We start from the raw sequence: 15789 nt of genomic DNA on the forward strand, positions 1-15789 counted from the left end.
AGTATCATGACAATTGTAGATGGTAAGGTTTCTCTCAAACATTTGGTAACAATGGAAACGCTTTCGAATGAAGAAGTATTGGGCCTCATTCAACGCGGACTGGCTTTCAAGAAAGGCGAGTCCGTTACATTAAGTCGGAAGTATTATGCCTCCAATCTCTTCTTTGAAGATTCGACGCGAACGCATAAGTCATTTGAAATGGCGGAGTTGCGCTTGGATATGGGCATGATTGACTTTGATGCTCGAACCAGCTCGGTCAACAAGGGCGAGACCTTGTACGATACCATTTTAACCATGTCAGCCTTGGGCGTTGATATTTGTGTCATCCGCCATTCCGAGGTTGATTACTACAAACAATTGATTGATAGTCCGAGCATCCAGACCTCCATTGTCAATGGTGGGGACGGTTCTGGGCAACACCCAAGCCAGTCCTTGCTGGATTTGATGACCATTTATGAAGAATTTGGCACCTTTGAAAATCTGAAAATTGCCATTGCAGGCGATATTACTCACTCGCGGGTTGCCAAGTCCAACATGCAAATCCTCAAGCGACTGGGGGCAGATATTTACTTTACTGGCCCAGAAGAGTGGTATTCGGCGGAATTTGATGTATACGGTCAACATGTCGCGATTGATGATATTGTCGAGGAAGTGGATGTCTTGATGCTTCTGCGTGTCCAACATGAGCGCCACGATGGATCAGAAAGTTTTTCAAAAGAAACCTATAATCGTCTGCATGGATTGACGGGGGAACGATACAAGCGCTTGAAGGAACAGGCGATTGTTATGCACCCTGCGCCTGTCAACCGTGATGTTGAAATTGATGACCAGCTGGTAGAGGCTCCCAAATCACGGATTGTTCGTCAGATGCAAAACGGCGTCTTTGTCCGAATGGCGATTTTGGAGGCGATTGTAAATGGTAAGGTATAGAACCTGTATTCACAGCACGGCACATTTAACGAAGGCTAGTTTTCTGCCCCCCTTTGTGAATACAAATTCAAAACGTTAAAGGATTCCTGAGAGAATCAACGAGGTAGATATGACGAAAAGAAGATTAATTTTAGAAGATGGAACAATTTTCGAGGGCGAGGCCTTTGGAGCGGATATTGATGTGACTGGAGAGCTGGTTTTTTCTACTGGAATGACAGGCTATCAGGAGTCCATTACCGACCAATCTTATAACGGTCAGATTTTGACCTTTACATATCCTTTGGTAGGAAATTATGGTATCAATCGCGATGATTACGAATCTATCACGCCAACTTGTAAGGGTGTGGTGGTCAGTGAGTGGGCCCGTCGTGCTAGTAATTGGCGCAACCAATTGACCTTGGATGAATTTTTGAAAGCTAAAAAAATTCCCGGTATTTCAGGGATTGATACGCGAGCTTTAACCAAGATTATTCGTCAGCACGGGACGATGAAGGCGACCTTGGCTAATGTTGGAGATAGTGTTGAACATTTGACCGATCAGCTACGGGCGACAGTCTTGCCGACCAATAATATTGAGCAGGTGTCTACCAAGACAGCCTATCCTGCTCCGGGTGTCGGTCGGAGCGTTGTACTGATCGATTTTGGTCTCAAGCATTCGATTTTACGTGAATTGGCCAAGCGTGATTGCAATGTAACTGTCGTTCCTTATGACACGACCGCAGAGGAAATTTTGGCTCTGGCTCCAGACGGTGTTATGTTGTCCAATGGACCGGGGAACCCAGATGATGTTCCAGAGGCGCTTGATATGATTCGTGGTATTCAAGGGAAGATTCCGATTTTCGGTATTTGTATGGGCCATCAATTGTATGCGAAGGCAAATGGTGCCCAGACCTACAAGATGAAATTCGGTCACCGTGGATTTAACCATGCCGTGCGCGAAATTGCGACAGGACGTGTTGATTTTACCAGTCAAAACCACGGTTATGCAGTGTCACGCGAGGAACTGCCGGATTGCTTGATGATTACCCACGAGGAAATCAACGACAAGTCTGTCGAAGGTGTCCGTCACAAATACCTTCCCGGATTTTCAGTGCAATTCCACCCTGATGCAGCACCCGGTCCGCATGATGCCAGCTATTTATTTGACGAATTTATGGACTTGATGGATTCATTTAAGCAAGAACGCTAGTTGAATGGTAACTAAACGTCAGAGAGTTATTTAATTCTATGTAGAGAGATAGAAAATAGAAAGGCAAGGGACAGGTCAATGGTAGCACGCAACTCATTTCCCTACGCCTGCCTCCATGGAGGTCAGGCTATCCCTTGCACTAGTTAGGAAAGCCAATTAGTATCGAATTGCCTTTCTTAATGTCGGACTTATCTTATTTAATGTCAACCTGTGAGTTGACAAATAGAAAGGAGAAGATACAGGTTCGAGTACTATTTGAATTTAATATTCGAACACGCTCTAAGGACTGTGTGAAAAAGATAAACGTCGTCTGGATGCTTGAAGCATCAGCGTTGTGTTTCCTATTTTCGCTTTGTCTTCTTAACGGGCTTTGTATCATACATTATGCCAAAAAGAAACGATATTAAAAAAATTATGGTGATTGGATCTGGTCCGATTATTATTGGTCAGGCTGCGGAGTTTGATTATGCGGGGACGCAGGCGTGTTTGGCCTTGAAAGAAGAAGGCTACAGCGTTGTACTGGTCAATTCCAACCCCGCAACAATTATGACTGACAAGGAAATTGCGGATAAGGTGTATATCGAGCCGATTACGCTGGAATTTGTCAGTCGTATTTTGCGAAAAGAGCGTCCTGATGCTCTCTTGCCAACCCTTGGTGGACAAACAGGTCTCAACATGGCTATGGAATTGTCCAAGGCTGGAATTTTGGAAGAGCTGGGTGTTGAGCTCTTGGGAACAAAACTGTCGGCCATTGACCAAGCTGAGGACCGCGATTTGTTCAAACAATTGATGAAGGATCTCAATCAGCCCATTCCTGAGTCTGAAATTGTGACGACCGTTGATGAGGCGCTGAACTTTGCCAATTCTATCGGCTACCCTGTCATTGTGCGTCCGGCCTTCACGCTGGGCGGTACAGGTGGCGGTATGTGTGCCAACGAGGAAGAACTCCGCGAAATCGCAGGAAATGGCTTGAAATTGTCGCCAGTAACTCAATGTTTGATTGAGCGCTCAATTGCAGGTTTCAAGGAAATCGAGTACGAAGTGATGCGCGATGCGGCAGACAATGCCTTGGTCGTATGTAACATGGAAAACTTTGACCCTGTGGGAATTCATACAGGAGATTCTATCGTATTTGCGCCGACTCAAACCCTGTCAGACATTGAAAACCAGATGCTCCGCGATGCCAGCCTCAGCATTATTCGCGCCTTGAAAATCGAAGGTGGCTGTAATGTCCAGTTGGCCTTGGATCCCCATAGTTTCAAATACTATGTCATCGAAGTTAATCCGCGCGTGTCACGCTCGTCAGCCTTGGCTTCAAAAGCAACTGGCTATCCTATTGCCAAATTAGCGGCAAAAATTGCTGTTGGTTTGACCTTGGATGAAATGATTAACCCAGTAACTGGGACAACCTATGCCATGTTTGAGCCTGCTTTGGACTACGTAGTTGCTAAAATCCCCCGTTTCCCATTTGATAAATTTGAAAAAGGGGAGCGCCGTCTGGGAACACAGATGAAGGCGACAGGGGAAGTCATGGCCATCGGACGGAACATTGAAGAAAGCCTTTTGAAAGCCTGCCGTTCCTTGGAAATCGGTGTTTATCACAATGAAATGACAGAACTCAGCCAAGTGACGGACGACCACTTGGTAGAAAAGATTGTCAAAGCGCAAGACGACCGCCTCTTTTACCTTTCTGAGGCCATTCGCCGTGGCTATACGATTGAGGAGCTGGCTCAATTAACCAAGATTGACCTGTTCTTCCTTGATAAGTTGTTGCATATTATAGAGCTTGAGCAGGAATTGGCGACGCATTTTGATAACTTAGATATCCTCAAAAAAGCGAAAAAATACGGCTTTGCAGATCGTAAAATAGCAGAGCTGTGGGGGCGGACGGAATGCTACATTCGCCAGCTCCGGACTGAAAATGGCATTGTCCCAGTTTACAAAATGGTGGATACCTGTGCAGCAGAATTTGAGAGCGCGACGCCTTATTTCTATTCAACCTATGCTTGGGAAAATGAATCCATCAAATCAGACAAGGAATCGGTCCTTGTGTTAGGTTCTGGGCCAATCCGCATCGGTCAAGGGGTTGAATTTGACTATGCGACGGTTCACTCTGTCAAAGCCATTCAGGCAGCAGGTTACGAGGCTATTATCATGAACTCCAACCCTGAAACTGTTTCGACAGATTTCTCGGTTTCGGACAAGCTCTATTTTGAACCTTTAACCTTGGAAGATGTACTCAATGTGATTGATTTGGAGCAGCCCAAAGGTGTCATTGTGCAATTCGGTGGGCAGACAGCCATCAACTTGGCTGAACCGCTTGCCAAGACTGGTATTCCGATATTGGGAACTCAAGTAGCAGATTTAGACCGGGCTGAGGACCGCGATTTGTTTGAAAAAGCTCTGAAAGACTTGGACATCCCGCAGCCACCAGGTCAAACCGCAACTAATGAAGAAGAGGCTCTTGAGGCGGCCCGCAAAATTGGTTTTCCAGTCCTTGTCCGTCCATCTTATGTCTTGGGTGGGCGTGCCATGGAGATTGTTGAAAATGAAAATGACCTACGTTCCTACATGCGGACGGCGGTCAAGGCTAGTCCTGAGCACCCTGTTCTCGTTGACAGTTATATCGTTGGTCAAGAGTGTGAAGTAGATGCGATTTCTGATGGCAAGGATGTTCTCATTCCGGGAATTATGGAACACATCGAGCGGGCAGGTGTCCATTCGGGTGACTCGATGGCAGTTTACCCACCGCAAACCCTGTCGCCAGCGGTACAAGCAACCATTGCTGATTACACCAAGCGATTGGCTATTGGTCTCAACTGTATCGGTATGATGAACATTCAGTTTGTTATCAAGGACGAAAAGGTCTATGTCATTGAGGTCAATCCACGTGCCAGCCGAACCGTTCCCTTCCTGTCAAAAGTGACAGACATTCCGATGGCTCAAGTCGCGACTAAATTGATTTTGGGTCAATCCTTGGCAGAACTTGGTTATGCAGACGGTCTCTATCCAGAAAGCAAGCAGGTCCACGTCAAAGCTCCAGTCTTCTCATTCACAAAATTGGCGAAGGTTGACAGTCTTTTGGGACCTGAAATGAAGTCAACGGGCGAAATCATGGGTTCAGATGTGACGCTTGAAAAAGCACTTTACAAGGCATTTGAAGCTAGCTACCAGCACTTGGAAGAATTTGGCAATGTCGTCTTTACCATTGCGGATGAAGATAAGGAAGAAACCTTGGAGCTGGCGCGTCGTTTCCACGATTTGGGGTATGGTATTTTTGCGACTAGCGGAACGGCAGCTTATCTGACGGATCACCAACTTCCTGTTACCTTGGTCAATAAAGTTGGTGATGTAGGTGGTTTCGATATTCCAAGTCTGGTTCGAGCTGGAAAAATTCAAGCCATTGTCAATACAGTTGGTAAAACGCGTGTGGCAGACTCGGATGGTCAAATCATTCGTAGCTCAGCCATTGAGGGTGGTATCCCACTCTTTACAGCCATTGATACAGCTACGGCTATGGTCAAAGTCTTGGAAAGCAGAAGTTTCATGACCCGAGCTATTTAGTGTATAATAGGGTTATCCACTAGAAGAGGAGATAGAAATGAAAGTAAATCTGACCAATCATCGGGGACAATTTAAACAGGCTCCCCTTGGTTTTTCTTGGACGACCCTGTTTTTTACCATGTGGGTTGCCGTCTTTAGACGGGATTGGAAATGGGCGGCCATTATGCTACTGGCCAATGCAGCTCTTGGTAACTACGCCTACTCAATAGAAAAGGGCTATCTTGTCTTTATCGTCAATATTGTCATGGCGGCATTCTACAATAAACTCCATATCAGAGACTTATTAGCCAAGGGTTGGCGCCCAGCAACAGACTTTGATGCGCAGCTGCTGCAGTCCAAGGGAATATAAAAAGAAAAAGATGATTTCGTATGAACTGCACCCCAAAAGTTAGACACAAAATCTAACGATTGGGGTGTTTTTCTTATGAAATTAAGTTATGAAGATAAACTAGAAATATATGAGCTGAGAAAGAGTGGCGTGTCGTGGGTCAACCTTAGCCAGATATACAAGGTCACTATTGCCAATCTCACCTACATGATAAAACTCATGGATCGATATGGCGTGGAAAGCGTTGAAAAAGGTAAAAATAGGTATTATTCACCTGAATTAAAGCAAGAAATAATGGATAAGGTCTTGATTCATGGGTGTTCTCAACTCTCAGTTTCCCTTGATTATGCCTTGCCAAATCGAGGAATGCTTCCCAATTGGATAGCACAATACAAGAAAAACGGGTATACTATTCTTGAAAAACCAAGAGGGAGACCGAGCAAGATGGGACGTAAACGCAAGAAAACCTGGGAAGAGATGACGGAATTAGAGCGCCTTCAAGAGGAAAATGAACGTCTTCGAACTGAGGTGGCCTTCCTAAAAAAGTTGAGAGAACTTCGCTTGAGGGACGAAACACTAGTGCGCGAACAGCAGAAACAATTAGAGATATGGTCCAAGGAGGATTCCGACTAGACCTCCTACTTGCGACAGCTAAAATGCCTCGCTCAACTTATTATTATCAAGTCAAGCAACTGGATAAACCCGACAAGAACAAAGCCATTAAGGCTGAAATTCAAGCCATTTATGATGACCATAAAGGTAATTACGGCTATCGTCGGATTTATTTAGAACTCAGAAATCGAGGTTTCTTCATCAACCACAAAAAGGTGCAGCGCTTGATGACAGTAATGGGCTTAGCGGCTCGTATTCGTCGTAAGCGCAAGTATGCTTCTTACAAAGGTGAGGTGGGTAAGAAGGCTGATAATCTGATTAAACGTCAGTTTGAGGGATCTAAGCCTTATGAAAAATGTTATACCGATGTGACGGAGTTTGCTTTGCCTGAAGGGAAACTCTACTTATCGCCTGTTCTTGACGGCTATAATAGTGAGATTATTGCTTTTACCCTGTCTCGGTCACCTGACTTGAAACAGGTTCAAACCATGCTTGCGAAGGCTTTTCCAGCAGATTTATACAGTGGGACTATTCTCCACAGCGATCAAGGTTGGCAATACCAGCACCAGTCTTACCATTACTTTTTGGAAACAAAAGGCATTCGACCATCCATGTCCCGCAAAGGGAATAGCCCAGATAATGGGATGATGGAGTCTTTCTTTGGCGTCTTGAAAACAGAAATGTTTTACGGATTTGAAAAGAGTTTCAAGTCTCTGGATCAACTGGAGAAAGTTATCACTGATTATATTTTTTACTATAACAACAAACGAATCAAAGCAAAATTAAAAGGACTTAGTCCTGTCCAATACAGAACTAAATCCTTTCAATAATTATTTGTCCAATTTTTTGGGGTCAGTACACGTATGAGGTCATCTTTTCTTGTATCTCTATGTCAGTCGGCTTGAATCATCTCTAGCAAGATGTCGGCAGTGGTCGTTGGCAATACCCTCAGACGATTTAAACTAAGCATTCCGTTATCAACAGTTGCCAGGTCATGGTTGGTGGTCAATCCCAATTGGTAGCCGGTATTTTCTGCCACAGCCAGGGTATCGGCTGAATAGCGACCAGCAGGATAGGCTAGAGCAATGGTTTCCTGACTAAGTTGCTGGTTTAGGAATTGTTTGGAGTAGGATAGCTCAATGGATTGGCTTTCAAGGCTGCTTTGTGCCAGGTCGGGATGATTGACCGTATGACCTTGGAAAGACATATCGTGCTCTTTCATCTCCAGCATCTGATTGACAGTCAGGTAGCCCGCTGTGCCATTTTCCGTAAAACCAGTGATAACAAAGTTGGTAGCCTTCATCTGGTACTGCTTAAGCAAAGGATAGGCATGGCTATGGAAATCCCAGAGACTATCATCGAAAGTTAGCCAGACGACTTTTTTGCCGTCAGGAACTACATTGTCCCTGAGAACCCGCAGAGCTTCTTCAGGTGAAAGGGTGTAATAGCCAGCTTCCTGGAGGGCCTTGAGATGACTTTCAAACGTAGAAGGATCCACAATTAAATTGGCGTTGGCAGTCTCTTCAGGAGCCATGACATGGATAGCATGGTACATCAGAATGGGCAGACGGACCGGACTTTCTTGCTTAACCCAAGTTACTTCTTCAGGACCAGTTTTCTGTGAAGGAGTCGTATCAATCTCTTCTTTAGGGGTTTCTGGAGTTTGCTGGACCAAGTCTGTTCTGGATCCTGGGTCTTGATAGAAGTAGACGAGGCAAAAAACAAGGGTTCCAATCAGCAAAACACTCAGCAGAGTAAATATTACTGGAAATCTTTTCACTTTTTGATGCTTGTGCCGCCCATGCTTCCTCTTCGCCATATTCACTACCTCAATATATGTAATTCTTCTTACTACTTTAATTATACCAAAATTTTTGCCAAATAGTCAGAATATTTGGTATAATAGGAAAAATAGTTTTAAGGAGATAATATGGTAGTTAAGATTGGATTATTGGGGTTTGGTACGGTAGCGAGTGGTGTGCCATTCCTTCTGACAGAAAATAAGGAAAAGATTGAATTGGCAGCCCAAGACAGCATCGAGGTTTCAAAGGTTCTTGTAAAGGACGATGCGGAAAAAGAGCGTTTATTGGCTGCAGGTCATGACTATGATTTCGTGACCAACATTGACGAGATTTTGGCAGATGACGACATTGCTATTGTCGTTGAACTTATGGGACGTATCGAGCCAGCAAAAACTTTCATCACACGCGCTTTGGAGGCAGGCAAGCATATCGTGACAGCTAACAAAGACCTGTTGGCTGTGCATGGCAGTGAATTGCGTACTCTGGCTCAGGAAAAAGGACTGGCCCTTTACTACGAAGCAGCGGTTGCAGGTGGTATTCCAGTCTTGCGTACCTTAGTCAATTCTCTTGCTGCGGATAATATTACCCGCGTTTTGGGTGTCTTGAATGGGACATCTAACTTCATGCTGACCAAGATGCTAGACGAAGGATGGACTTACGAAACAGCCCTGCAGACAGCCCAGGAACTAGGTTACGCAGAGTCAGATCCGACCAACGACGTTGAAGGAATTGATGCAGCCTATAAGGCCGTTATCCTCAGCCAATTTGCCTTTGGTATGACTGTTGATTTTGACCACGTTGCCCACAAGGGAATTTCCAATATCACACCTGAAGATGTAGCAGTAGCACAAGAGCTTGGCTATGTCATCAAGTTGGTAGGGGATATTCGTGAAACAGCTTCTGGAATTGCAGCAGAAGTGTCACCAACCTTCCTGCCAAAGAATCACCCACTTGCTAGTGTCAATGGCGTTATGAATGCGGTCTTTGTCGAGTCCATTGGTATCGGCCAGTCTATGTACTACGGACCAGGTGCTGGACAAAAACCAACAGCTACTAGCGTGACTGCCGACCTGATTCGCATTGTTCGTCGCCTGAAAGACGGTACGATTGGCAAAGCATTTAATGAGTACAGCCGTCCGCTCCAGTTGGCAGCTCCGTCTGAAGTGATGAGCGAATATTATTTCTCTATCGTAGCATCTGACCAGAACGGAAAAATGCTCCGTTTGGCAGAAATTTTCAACTCTGAAGAAATCTCCTTCAAGCAAATTCTGCAGAAGGAGGCAAACGGTGAGACAGCTCGTCTGGTTATCGTGACCCATGAGATGAGCAAGACCCAGCTAGAAAATGTGACTGAAAAGCTTGCCCAGGCTGAGGACTTCACTGTCTTAAATACTTTCAAGGTCTTGGGAGAATAAGCATGAAAATTACAGTTCCAGCTACTTCAGCCAATATAGGACCAGGTTTTGACTCGGTCGGTGTTGCCCTCTCAAAATACCTGACCATTGAAATTCTAGCGCCTGCAGATGAATGGTTTATTGAGCATGACCTAGAGCATGTTCCATCTGATAAGAGTAATCTGCTGATTAAGACAGCTTTGAAAGTTTCCAAGAACCTGCCACCTCACCGCTTGAAAATGACAAGCGATGTTCCTTTGGCCCGTGGCTTGGGTTCGTCCAGCTCTGTCATTGTAGCAGGGATTGAGTTGGCTAATTTATTGGGGCAATTGAACCTCAGCCAGGAAGAAAAGTTGCAATTGGCAACTAAGATAGAAGGTCATCCTGATAACGTAGCGCCAGCCATTTATGGAAATCTAGTTATTGCCAGCTATGTCAATAAGAAAGTCCATGCTGTTGTGACGGACTTCCCAGAGGCCAGCTTTATCGCTTTTATTCCCAACTATCCTCTGCGGACCAGTGAAAGCCGTGGAGTTCTGCCAGCGCAGATGGGCTACAAGAAGGCCGTGGCAGCAAGCAGTATTGCCAACGTCGCTATTGCCAGTCTTATGGCCGGTGATTTGGAAAAAGCTGGTCAACTTATCCAATCAGATATGTTCCACGAGCCTCATCGCCAACTCTTGGTTAAGGAATTTTGCCCTATCAAGCAAACAGCTCAGGAGTTGGGTGCTTATGCAACCTACCTTTCTGGAGCAGGTCCAACCGTTATGGTACTAGCTTCTAAGGATAAGGAAGAGGCCATTAAACTTGCCATAGAAAAGCTTGAATTGGACGGCAGTGTGCATATCCTACAGGTAGATAAAGACGGGATTAAGGTATCCTAAACAAAATACGGTTCTTGAGGGAACTGTATTTTTTGTTTTTGATGCAATTGTCCAAAAATAATCGTAATCTAGTTAAATTTTTGGTATAATATGAACCGTATATCTATTTTTGAAATGAGAATGATAATGAAGGATAAGATTAGACAGGAGCTTGAGGGAATCGATATTCGATTTGATGAGCCCTTAAAGGAATATACGTATACAAAAGTCGGGGGTGCAGTAGACTACCTGGCTTTTCCACGTAATCGCTATGAGATTGTACGCATCGTAGAATTTGCCAATCGTGAAGGTATTCCCTGGCAGGTTTTAGGAAATTCTAGTAATATTATCGTCCGTGATGGTGGCATCAGGGGCTTTGTTATCAGGATGGATAAGCTTAACTCAGTGACGGTTTCTGGCTATACGATTGAGGCTGAGGCAGGTGCCAACCTGATTGAGACGACCAAGGTTGCCCTCTTTCATTCCTTGACTGGCTTTGAATTTGCCTGCGGCATTCCTGGTAGTGTCGGCGGTGCTGTTTATATGAATGCCGGTGCTTATGGTGGTGAAGTGGCCCATATCTTGGTATCTGCACAAATTTTAACTCCTGCTGGTTATGTCGAAACCTTGGACAATCGTGATTTGCGCTTTGGTTATCGGTCATCCATCCTGCAGGAAAATGGGGCAATTGTCCTATCTGCCAAATTTGCTTTGAAGCCTGGTAATCATCCGGTTATCAAATATGAAATGGACCGATTGACACATTTGCGCGAGCTTAAGCAACCACTGGAGTACCCTTCTTGTGGATCTGTCTTTAAGCGTCCACCAGGAATGTTTGCTGGCCAGCTCATCATGGAGGCCGGTCTCATGGGGCATCGTATTGGCGGTGTGGAAGTTTCGGAAAAGCATGCAGGCTTTATGGTCAATGTAGCGGATGGGTCAGCTCAGGATTATGAAAACTTGATTGCTCATGTCATTGAAACAGTCAAAGAATTTTCAGGAGTAACCTTGGAGAGAGAGGTTCGGATTATCGGCGATAGTTTGTAATCATCGGTACAATTGAGGGGGTGAGGCTTATCGTAGCAGGTAATATGACGGGCAGTGTTCTTGCCCACGAGGTGGTATAGGCCCAACAGAGCCTGGAATCTGTTAGTCTACCTAAAGAAGGAATTTATGAGAATTGAAAAAGCCAATTATTGAATTTAAAGACGTTTCTAAGGTCTTCGAGGACAGTGGAACAACTGTCTTGAAAAACATTAGTTTTGAACTGGAAGAAGGCAAGTTTTATACTTTGCTTGGTGCTTCTGGTTCCGGTAAATCAACGATTTTGAATATTATCGCAGGTCTCCTGGATGCGACGTCTGGTGACATTTATCTGGATGGACAGCGGATCAATGATGTTCCGACCAACAAGCGGGATGTCCATACTGTCTTTCAATCATATGCCCTTTTCCCGCATATGACCGTCTTTGAAAATGTGGCTTTTCCACTAAAATTACGCAAGGTTGATAAGGCTGAAATTGATCGCCGTGTCAAAGAGGCTCTGCAGATGGTTCGTTTATCTGGTTATGAGAACCGTGCCATCCAGAAATTGTCTGGAGGTCAACGTCAGCGTGTGGCCATTGCGCGTGCAATCATCAACCAACCGCGCGTTGTCTTGCTAGATGAGCCTTTATCAGCTCTTGACTTGAAACTACGGACCGAGATGCAATACGAATTGCGTGAATTGCAGCAGCGTCTGGGCATTACCTTTGTCTTTGTTACTCATGACCAAGAAGAGGCGCTGGCTATGTCTGACTGGATTTTCGTCATGAATGATGGTGAAATTGTTCAATCAGGGACACCAGTTGACATTTATGATGAGCCAATCAACCATTTTGTAGCGACCTTTATCGGGGAGTCCAATATTCTGCCTGGTCGCATGCTTGAGGACTACCTGGTTGAGTTTAACGGCAAGCGTTTTGAGGCTGTGGACGGTGGTATGCGTCCAAATGAAGATGTACAAGTGGTCATCCGCCCGGAAGATTTGCGGATTACCCTGCCTGAAGAAGGCAAGTTGCAGGTTAAGGTGGATACCCAGCTCTTCCGTGGGGTTCATTACGAAATCATCGCCTATGATGATTTGGGCAATGAGTGGATGATTCACTCGACGCGCAAGGCTATTGTCGGTGAGGTCATCGGTCTGGACTTTGAACCAGAAGACATCCATATCATGCGTCTCAACGAAACGGAAGAAGAATTTGATGCCCGTATCGAGGAATATGTAGAAGTCGAAGAAGTGGAAGATGGCTTGATCAATGCCATTGAGGAGGAACGCAATGAAGAAAACCTCTAAGCTCTTTGCCATCCCCTATGCTTTATGGGTTTTCCTCTTTGTACTGGCGCCTGTTGCCCTGATTGTCTTTAAGTCTTTCTTTGATATTCATGGCAACTTTACCCTAGCCAACTACCAAACCTACTTTAACTCGCCAAATAATACTTACTTGCGGATGAGTTTTAACTCCATTTTTTACGCAGGTTTGATTACCTTGGTTACTTTGCTGGTATCCTATCCAACAGCCTATTTTTTGACCAAGCTCAAGCACAAGCAGCTCTGGCTCATGTTGATTATCCTGCCGACTTGGGTCAACCTCTTGCTAAAGGCCTATGCCTTTATCGGGATTTTTGGTCAATATGGCTCGGTCAATCAGTTCTTGGAATTTATTGGCCTGGGTGCCCAGCAAATTCTCTTTACAGATTTTTCATTTATCACTGTTGCGGCCTATATTGAAATTCCTTTCATGATTTTGCCGATTTTCAATGCCTTGGATGATTTAGATCCTAATCTTATCAATGCTAGTCGAGATTTGGGGGCAACTCCTTGGCAGACCTTTACAAAAGTTATTTTTCCTCTGTCCATGAATGGTGTTCGTTCAGGTGTGCAGGCGGTCTTTATCCCAAGTTTGAGCTTGTTTATGTTGACCCGCCTTATCGGTGGTAACCGTGTGATTACGCTGGGTACAGCCATTGAGCAGCATTTCTTGACAACCCAGAACTGGGGCATGGGCTCCACCATTGGTGTCGTCTTGATTCTTGCCATGCTGGCCATTATGTGGCTAACGAAAGAGAGGAAGAAATAAATGAAAAAATTTGCAAAGATTTATCTAACCATTGCCTTCCTTGTCTTGTATCTGCCAATTTTCTATTTGATTTTCTATGCCTTCAATGAAGGTGGAGATATGAATGGCTTTACTGGTTTTACGTTAGAGCATTTCTCAGCCATGCTGGGAGATAGTCGCCTGATGCTGATTTTGGCTCAAACCTTCTTTTTAGCCTTCCTCAGCTCGCTGATTGCGACAATTATCGGGACCTTCGGTGCCATTTATATCTACCAGTCCAAGCAGAAGTTTCAGAATGCCCTTTTATCGGTCAACAATATCCTCATGGTAGCACCAGACGTTATGATTGGTGCGAGTTTCTTGATTCTCTTTACCATGATTGGTTTCCAGCTGGGCTTTGTCTCTGTCTTACTCAGCCACATTGCCTTTTCGATTCCGATTGTGGTCCTCATGGTCTTGCCACGACTCAAAGAAATGAATGCTGATATGATTTCCGCAGCCTATGACTTGGGGGCAACGCAACCACAAATGCTCCGAGAAATCATGTTGCCTTATTTGACTCCAGCTATTATTGCAGGCTACTTCATGGCCTTTACTTACTCGCTGGATGATTTTGCCGTGACCTTCTTTGTCACAGGAAATGGCTACTCAAACCTGTCTGTTGAGATTTACTCACGGGCTCGTCAGGGGATTTCTTTGGAAATCAATGCCCTGTCCACCCTGGTCTTCCTCTTCAGTATTGTGCTTGTCGTAGGTTATTACTTTATTTCGCGTGAGAAGGAGGCAAACTAATGAAACGATTGACATCATTTTTTGTTGGTATTCTTGCTATCATTCTCGTACTTTGGGGAATTTCTAGCAAACTAGAGGATGATTCTACCCAAGGAACCACTGATAAATTGGTCATCTATAACTGGGGTGATTATATCGACCCAGAATTGTTGGACGAATTTACCGCCGAAACCGGTATCCAGGTTGATTACCAGACCTTTGATTCCAACGAGTCCATGTACACAAAGATTCAGCAGGGTGGGACAACCTATGACTTGGCTGTGCCGTCTGAGTACATGATTTCTAAGATGGCTGAAGAAGATATGCTGATCAAGTTGGATAAGTCGAAAATTGAGGGATTAGAAAATATCGACCCGCAATTTATGGGGCTCAGCTTTGATGAGAACAATGATTACTCCATTCCTTATTTCTGGGGAACCCTGGGAATTGTTTACAATGAAACCATGGTTGACAATCCGCCACAGGAATGGGAGGATTTGTGGTCTGAGGAATATCGTGACAATATCATGCTGATTGACGGTGTCCGTGAGGTCATGGGCTTTGGTTTACAATCTCTCGGCTACAGTCTCAATTCGCAGGATAAGGCTGAAATTGCCCAAGCTGCGGAACATCTCTATAACTTGACTCCGAATGTCAAAGCTATTGTTGCTGATGAAATCAAGGGTTACATGATTCAGGATGCGGCGGCTATTGCTGTCAGTTTCTCAGGTGAGGCCAGTGAAATGCTGGATGGCAATGAAAACCTGAACTATGTCGTACCGTCAAAAGGTTCTAACCTCTGGTTTGATAATATGGTTATTCCAAAGACAGCCAAGAACATCGACGGGGCCCATGCCTTTATGAGCTTCATGCTTCGTCCTGAAAATGCCCTTCGCAATGCGGAATATGTTGGCTACTCAACGCCGATTCCTGCAGCCAAGGCTATGTTGGATGAAGAAACTCAAAATGACGAAGCTTTCTATCCTTCCGAGGAAACCATGAAAGAGATGGAAGTCTATGACAACCTGGGCAAGGAAATGCTCGGTCTCTATAATGACCTCTTCCTACAATTTAAAATGTATCGGAAGTAGAGGATAAGACTGAAGACTTACTACTGGATTGAACCGCACCCCAAAAGTTAGAGAGAAAAATCTAACTTTTGGGGTGCGGTTCATATCTACCATTCTGTTTCTAGTTTTCGTTTTCCTTTCTAAGGGAGGTCTTCCTTCTTGAAAACA

13 protein-coding genes are annotated in these 15789 nt (G+C 44.8%); 12 read left to right on the top strand and 1 reads right to left on the bottom strand.

The features are described 5' to 3' along the window. Positions 1–6: 6 nt before the first annotated feature. From NQZ91_01275 to NQZ91_01295, 5 genes are all read left to right on the top strand, one after another. The gene (locus NQZ91_01275) at positions 7–930 is read left to right on the top strand and encodes an aspartate carbamoyltransferase catalytic subunit (protein UUM58035.1); all 924 of its coding nucleotides are present in this window, start codon (positions 7–9) and stop codon (positions 928–930) included. 109 nt (positions 931–1039) lie between these two features. Continuing rightward, entirely contained in the window at positions 1040–2119 is a 1080-nt protein-coding gene (locus NQZ91_01280) for a carbamoyl phosphate synthase small subunit (GenBank protein ID UUM58036.1), read from the top strand. 384 nt (positions 2120–2503) lie between these two features. Next, on the top strand, positions 2504–5683 hold the full coding sequence (gene carB, locus NQZ91_01285) for a carbamoyl-phosphate synthase large subunit (protein ID UUM58037.1): 3180 nt from the start codon (positions 2504–2506) through the stop codon (positions 5681–5683). A gap of 37 nt (positions 5684–5720) precedes the next feature. Next, positions 5721–6032, top strand: a complete 312-nt coding sequence (locus NQZ91_01290; protein ID UUM58038.1) for a DUF2628 domain-containing protein — start codon at positions 5721–5723, stop codon at positions 6030–6032. A gap of 75 nt (positions 6033–6107) precedes the next feature. Further along, positions 6108–7453, top strand: a protein-coding gene (locus tag NQZ91_01295; GenBank protein UUM58039.1) for an IS3 family transposase whose coding sequence is annotated in 2 segments (ribosomal slippage) — positions 6108–6549 and positions 6549–7453 — 1347 coding nt in all. Because the reading frame shifts where the segments join, the coding sequence is not laid out codon by codon here. 62 nt (positions 7454–7515) lie between these two features. On the opposite strand, the gene NQZ91_01300 is transcribed toward NQZ91_01295, so the two are convergent. Further along, the gene (locus NQZ91_01300) at positions 7516–8442 is read right to left on the bottom strand and encodes a polysaccharide deacetylase family protein (GenBank protein ID UUM58040.1); all 927 of its coding nucleotides are present in this window, start codon (positions 8440–8442) and stop codon (positions 7516–7518) included. A gap of 111 nt (positions 8443–8553) precedes the next feature. Here NQZ91_01300 and NQZ91_01305 point away from each other — a divergent pair, with 111 nt between their 5' ends. From NQZ91_01305 to NQZ91_01335, 7 genes are all read left to right on the top strand, one after another. Continuing rightward, a complete protein-coding gene (locus tag NQZ91_01305; protein UUM58041.1) occupies positions 8554–9840 on the top strand; it encodes a homoserine dehydrogenase in 1287 nt (428 codons plus the stop codon). 2 nt (positions 9841–9842) lie between these two features. Then, positions 9843–10703 (top strand): homoserine kinase, encoded by an 861-nt coding sequence (gene thrB / locus NQZ91_01310; GenBank protein ID UUM58042.1) that lies wholly within the window; start codon positions 9843–9845, stop codon positions 10701–10703. Between the two features lie 126 nt (positions 10704–10829). After that, complete coding sequence (murB, locus tag NQZ91_01315; protein ID UUM58043.1) at positions 10830–11729, top strand: UDP-N-acetylmuramate dehydrogenase; 900 nt, start codon at positions 10830–10832, stop codon at positions 11727–11729. A 133-nt stretch (positions 11730–11862) separates the two neighbouring features. Continuing rightward, positions 11863–13017 (top strand): ABC transporter ATP-binding protein, encoded by a 1155-nt coding sequence (locus tag NQZ91_01320; GenBank protein ID UUM58044.1) that lies wholly within the window; start codon positions 11863–11865, stop codon positions 13015–13017. Continuing rightward, positions 13001–13801: an ABC transporter permease gene (locus NQZ91_01325; protein UUM58045.1), complete on the top strand. Its 801-nt coding sequence runs from the start codon at positions 13001–13003 to the stop codon at positions 13799–13801. The genes NQZ91_01320 and NQZ91_01325 overlap by 17 nt, the downstream gene beginning before the upstream one ends. Then, positions 13802–14572: an ABC transporter permease gene (locus tag NQZ91_01330; GenBank protein ID UUM58046.1), complete on the top strand. Its 771-nt coding sequence runs from the start codon at positions 13802–13804 to the stop codon at positions 14570–14572. Further along, positions 14572–15642 carry an ABC transporter substrate-binding protein gene (locus tag NQZ91_01335; protein ID UUM58047.1) on the top strand — a complete coding sequence of 357 codons (1071 nt, stop codon included), beginning with the start codon at positions 14572–14574 and terminating at the stop codon, positions 15640–15642. The genes NQZ91_01330 and NQZ91_01335 overlap by 1 nt, the downstream gene beginning before the upstream one ends. Positions 15643–15789: the final 147 nt, after the last annotated feature.

The sequence above is a fragment of the Streptococcus suis genome (genome assembly GCA_024583055.1).
Taxonomy (GTDB): domain Bacteria; phylum Bacillota; class Bacilli; order Lactobacillales; family Streptococcaceae; genus Streptococcus; species Streptococcus suis_V.

Excerpts from the sequence above, each read along its gene's own strand:
- NQZ91_01275 (UUM58035.1), top strand. The coding sequence starts at position 7 with ATGACAATTGTAGATGGTAAGGTTTCTCTCAAACATTTGGTAACAATG.
- NQZ91_01280 (UUM58036.1), top strand. The coding sequence starts at position 1,040 with ATGACGAAAAGAAGATTAATTTTAGAAGATGGAACAATTTTCGAGGGC.
- carB (UUM58037.1), top strand. The coding sequence starts at position 2,504 with ATGCCAAAAAGAAACGATATTAAAAAAATTATGGTGATTGGATCTGGT.
- NQZ91_01290 (UUM58038.1), top strand. The coding sequence starts at position 5,721 with ATGAAAGTAAATCTGACCAATCATCGGGGACAATTTAAACAGGCTCCC.
- NQZ91_01300 (UUM58040.1), bottom strand. The coding sequence starts at position 8,442 with ATGGCGAAGAGGAAGCATGGGCGGCACAAGCATCAAAAAGTGAAAAGA.
- NQZ91_01305 (UUM58041.1), top strand. The coding sequence starts at position 8,554 with ATGGTAGTTAAGATTGGATTATTGGGGTTTGGTACGGTAGCGAGTGGT.
- thrB (UUM58042.1), top strand. The coding sequence starts at position 9,843 with ATGAAAATTACAGTTCCAGCTACTTCAGCCAATATAGGACCAGGTTTT.
- murB (UUM58043.1), top strand. The coding sequence starts at position 10,830 with ATGAAGGATAAGATTAGACAGGAGCTTGAGGGAATCGATATTCGATTT.
- NQZ91_01325 (UUM58045.1), top strand. The coding sequence starts at position 13,001 with ATGAAGAAAACCTCTAAGCTCTTTGCCATCCCCTATGCTTTATGGGTT.
- NQZ91_01330 (UUM58046.1), top strand. The coding sequence starts at position 13,802 with ATGAAAAAATTTGCAAAGATTTATCTAACCATTGCCTTCCTTGTCTTG.
- NQZ91_01335 (UUM58047.1), top strand. The coding sequence starts at position 14,572 with ATGAAACGATTGACATCATTTTTTGTTGGTATTCTTGCTATCATTCTC.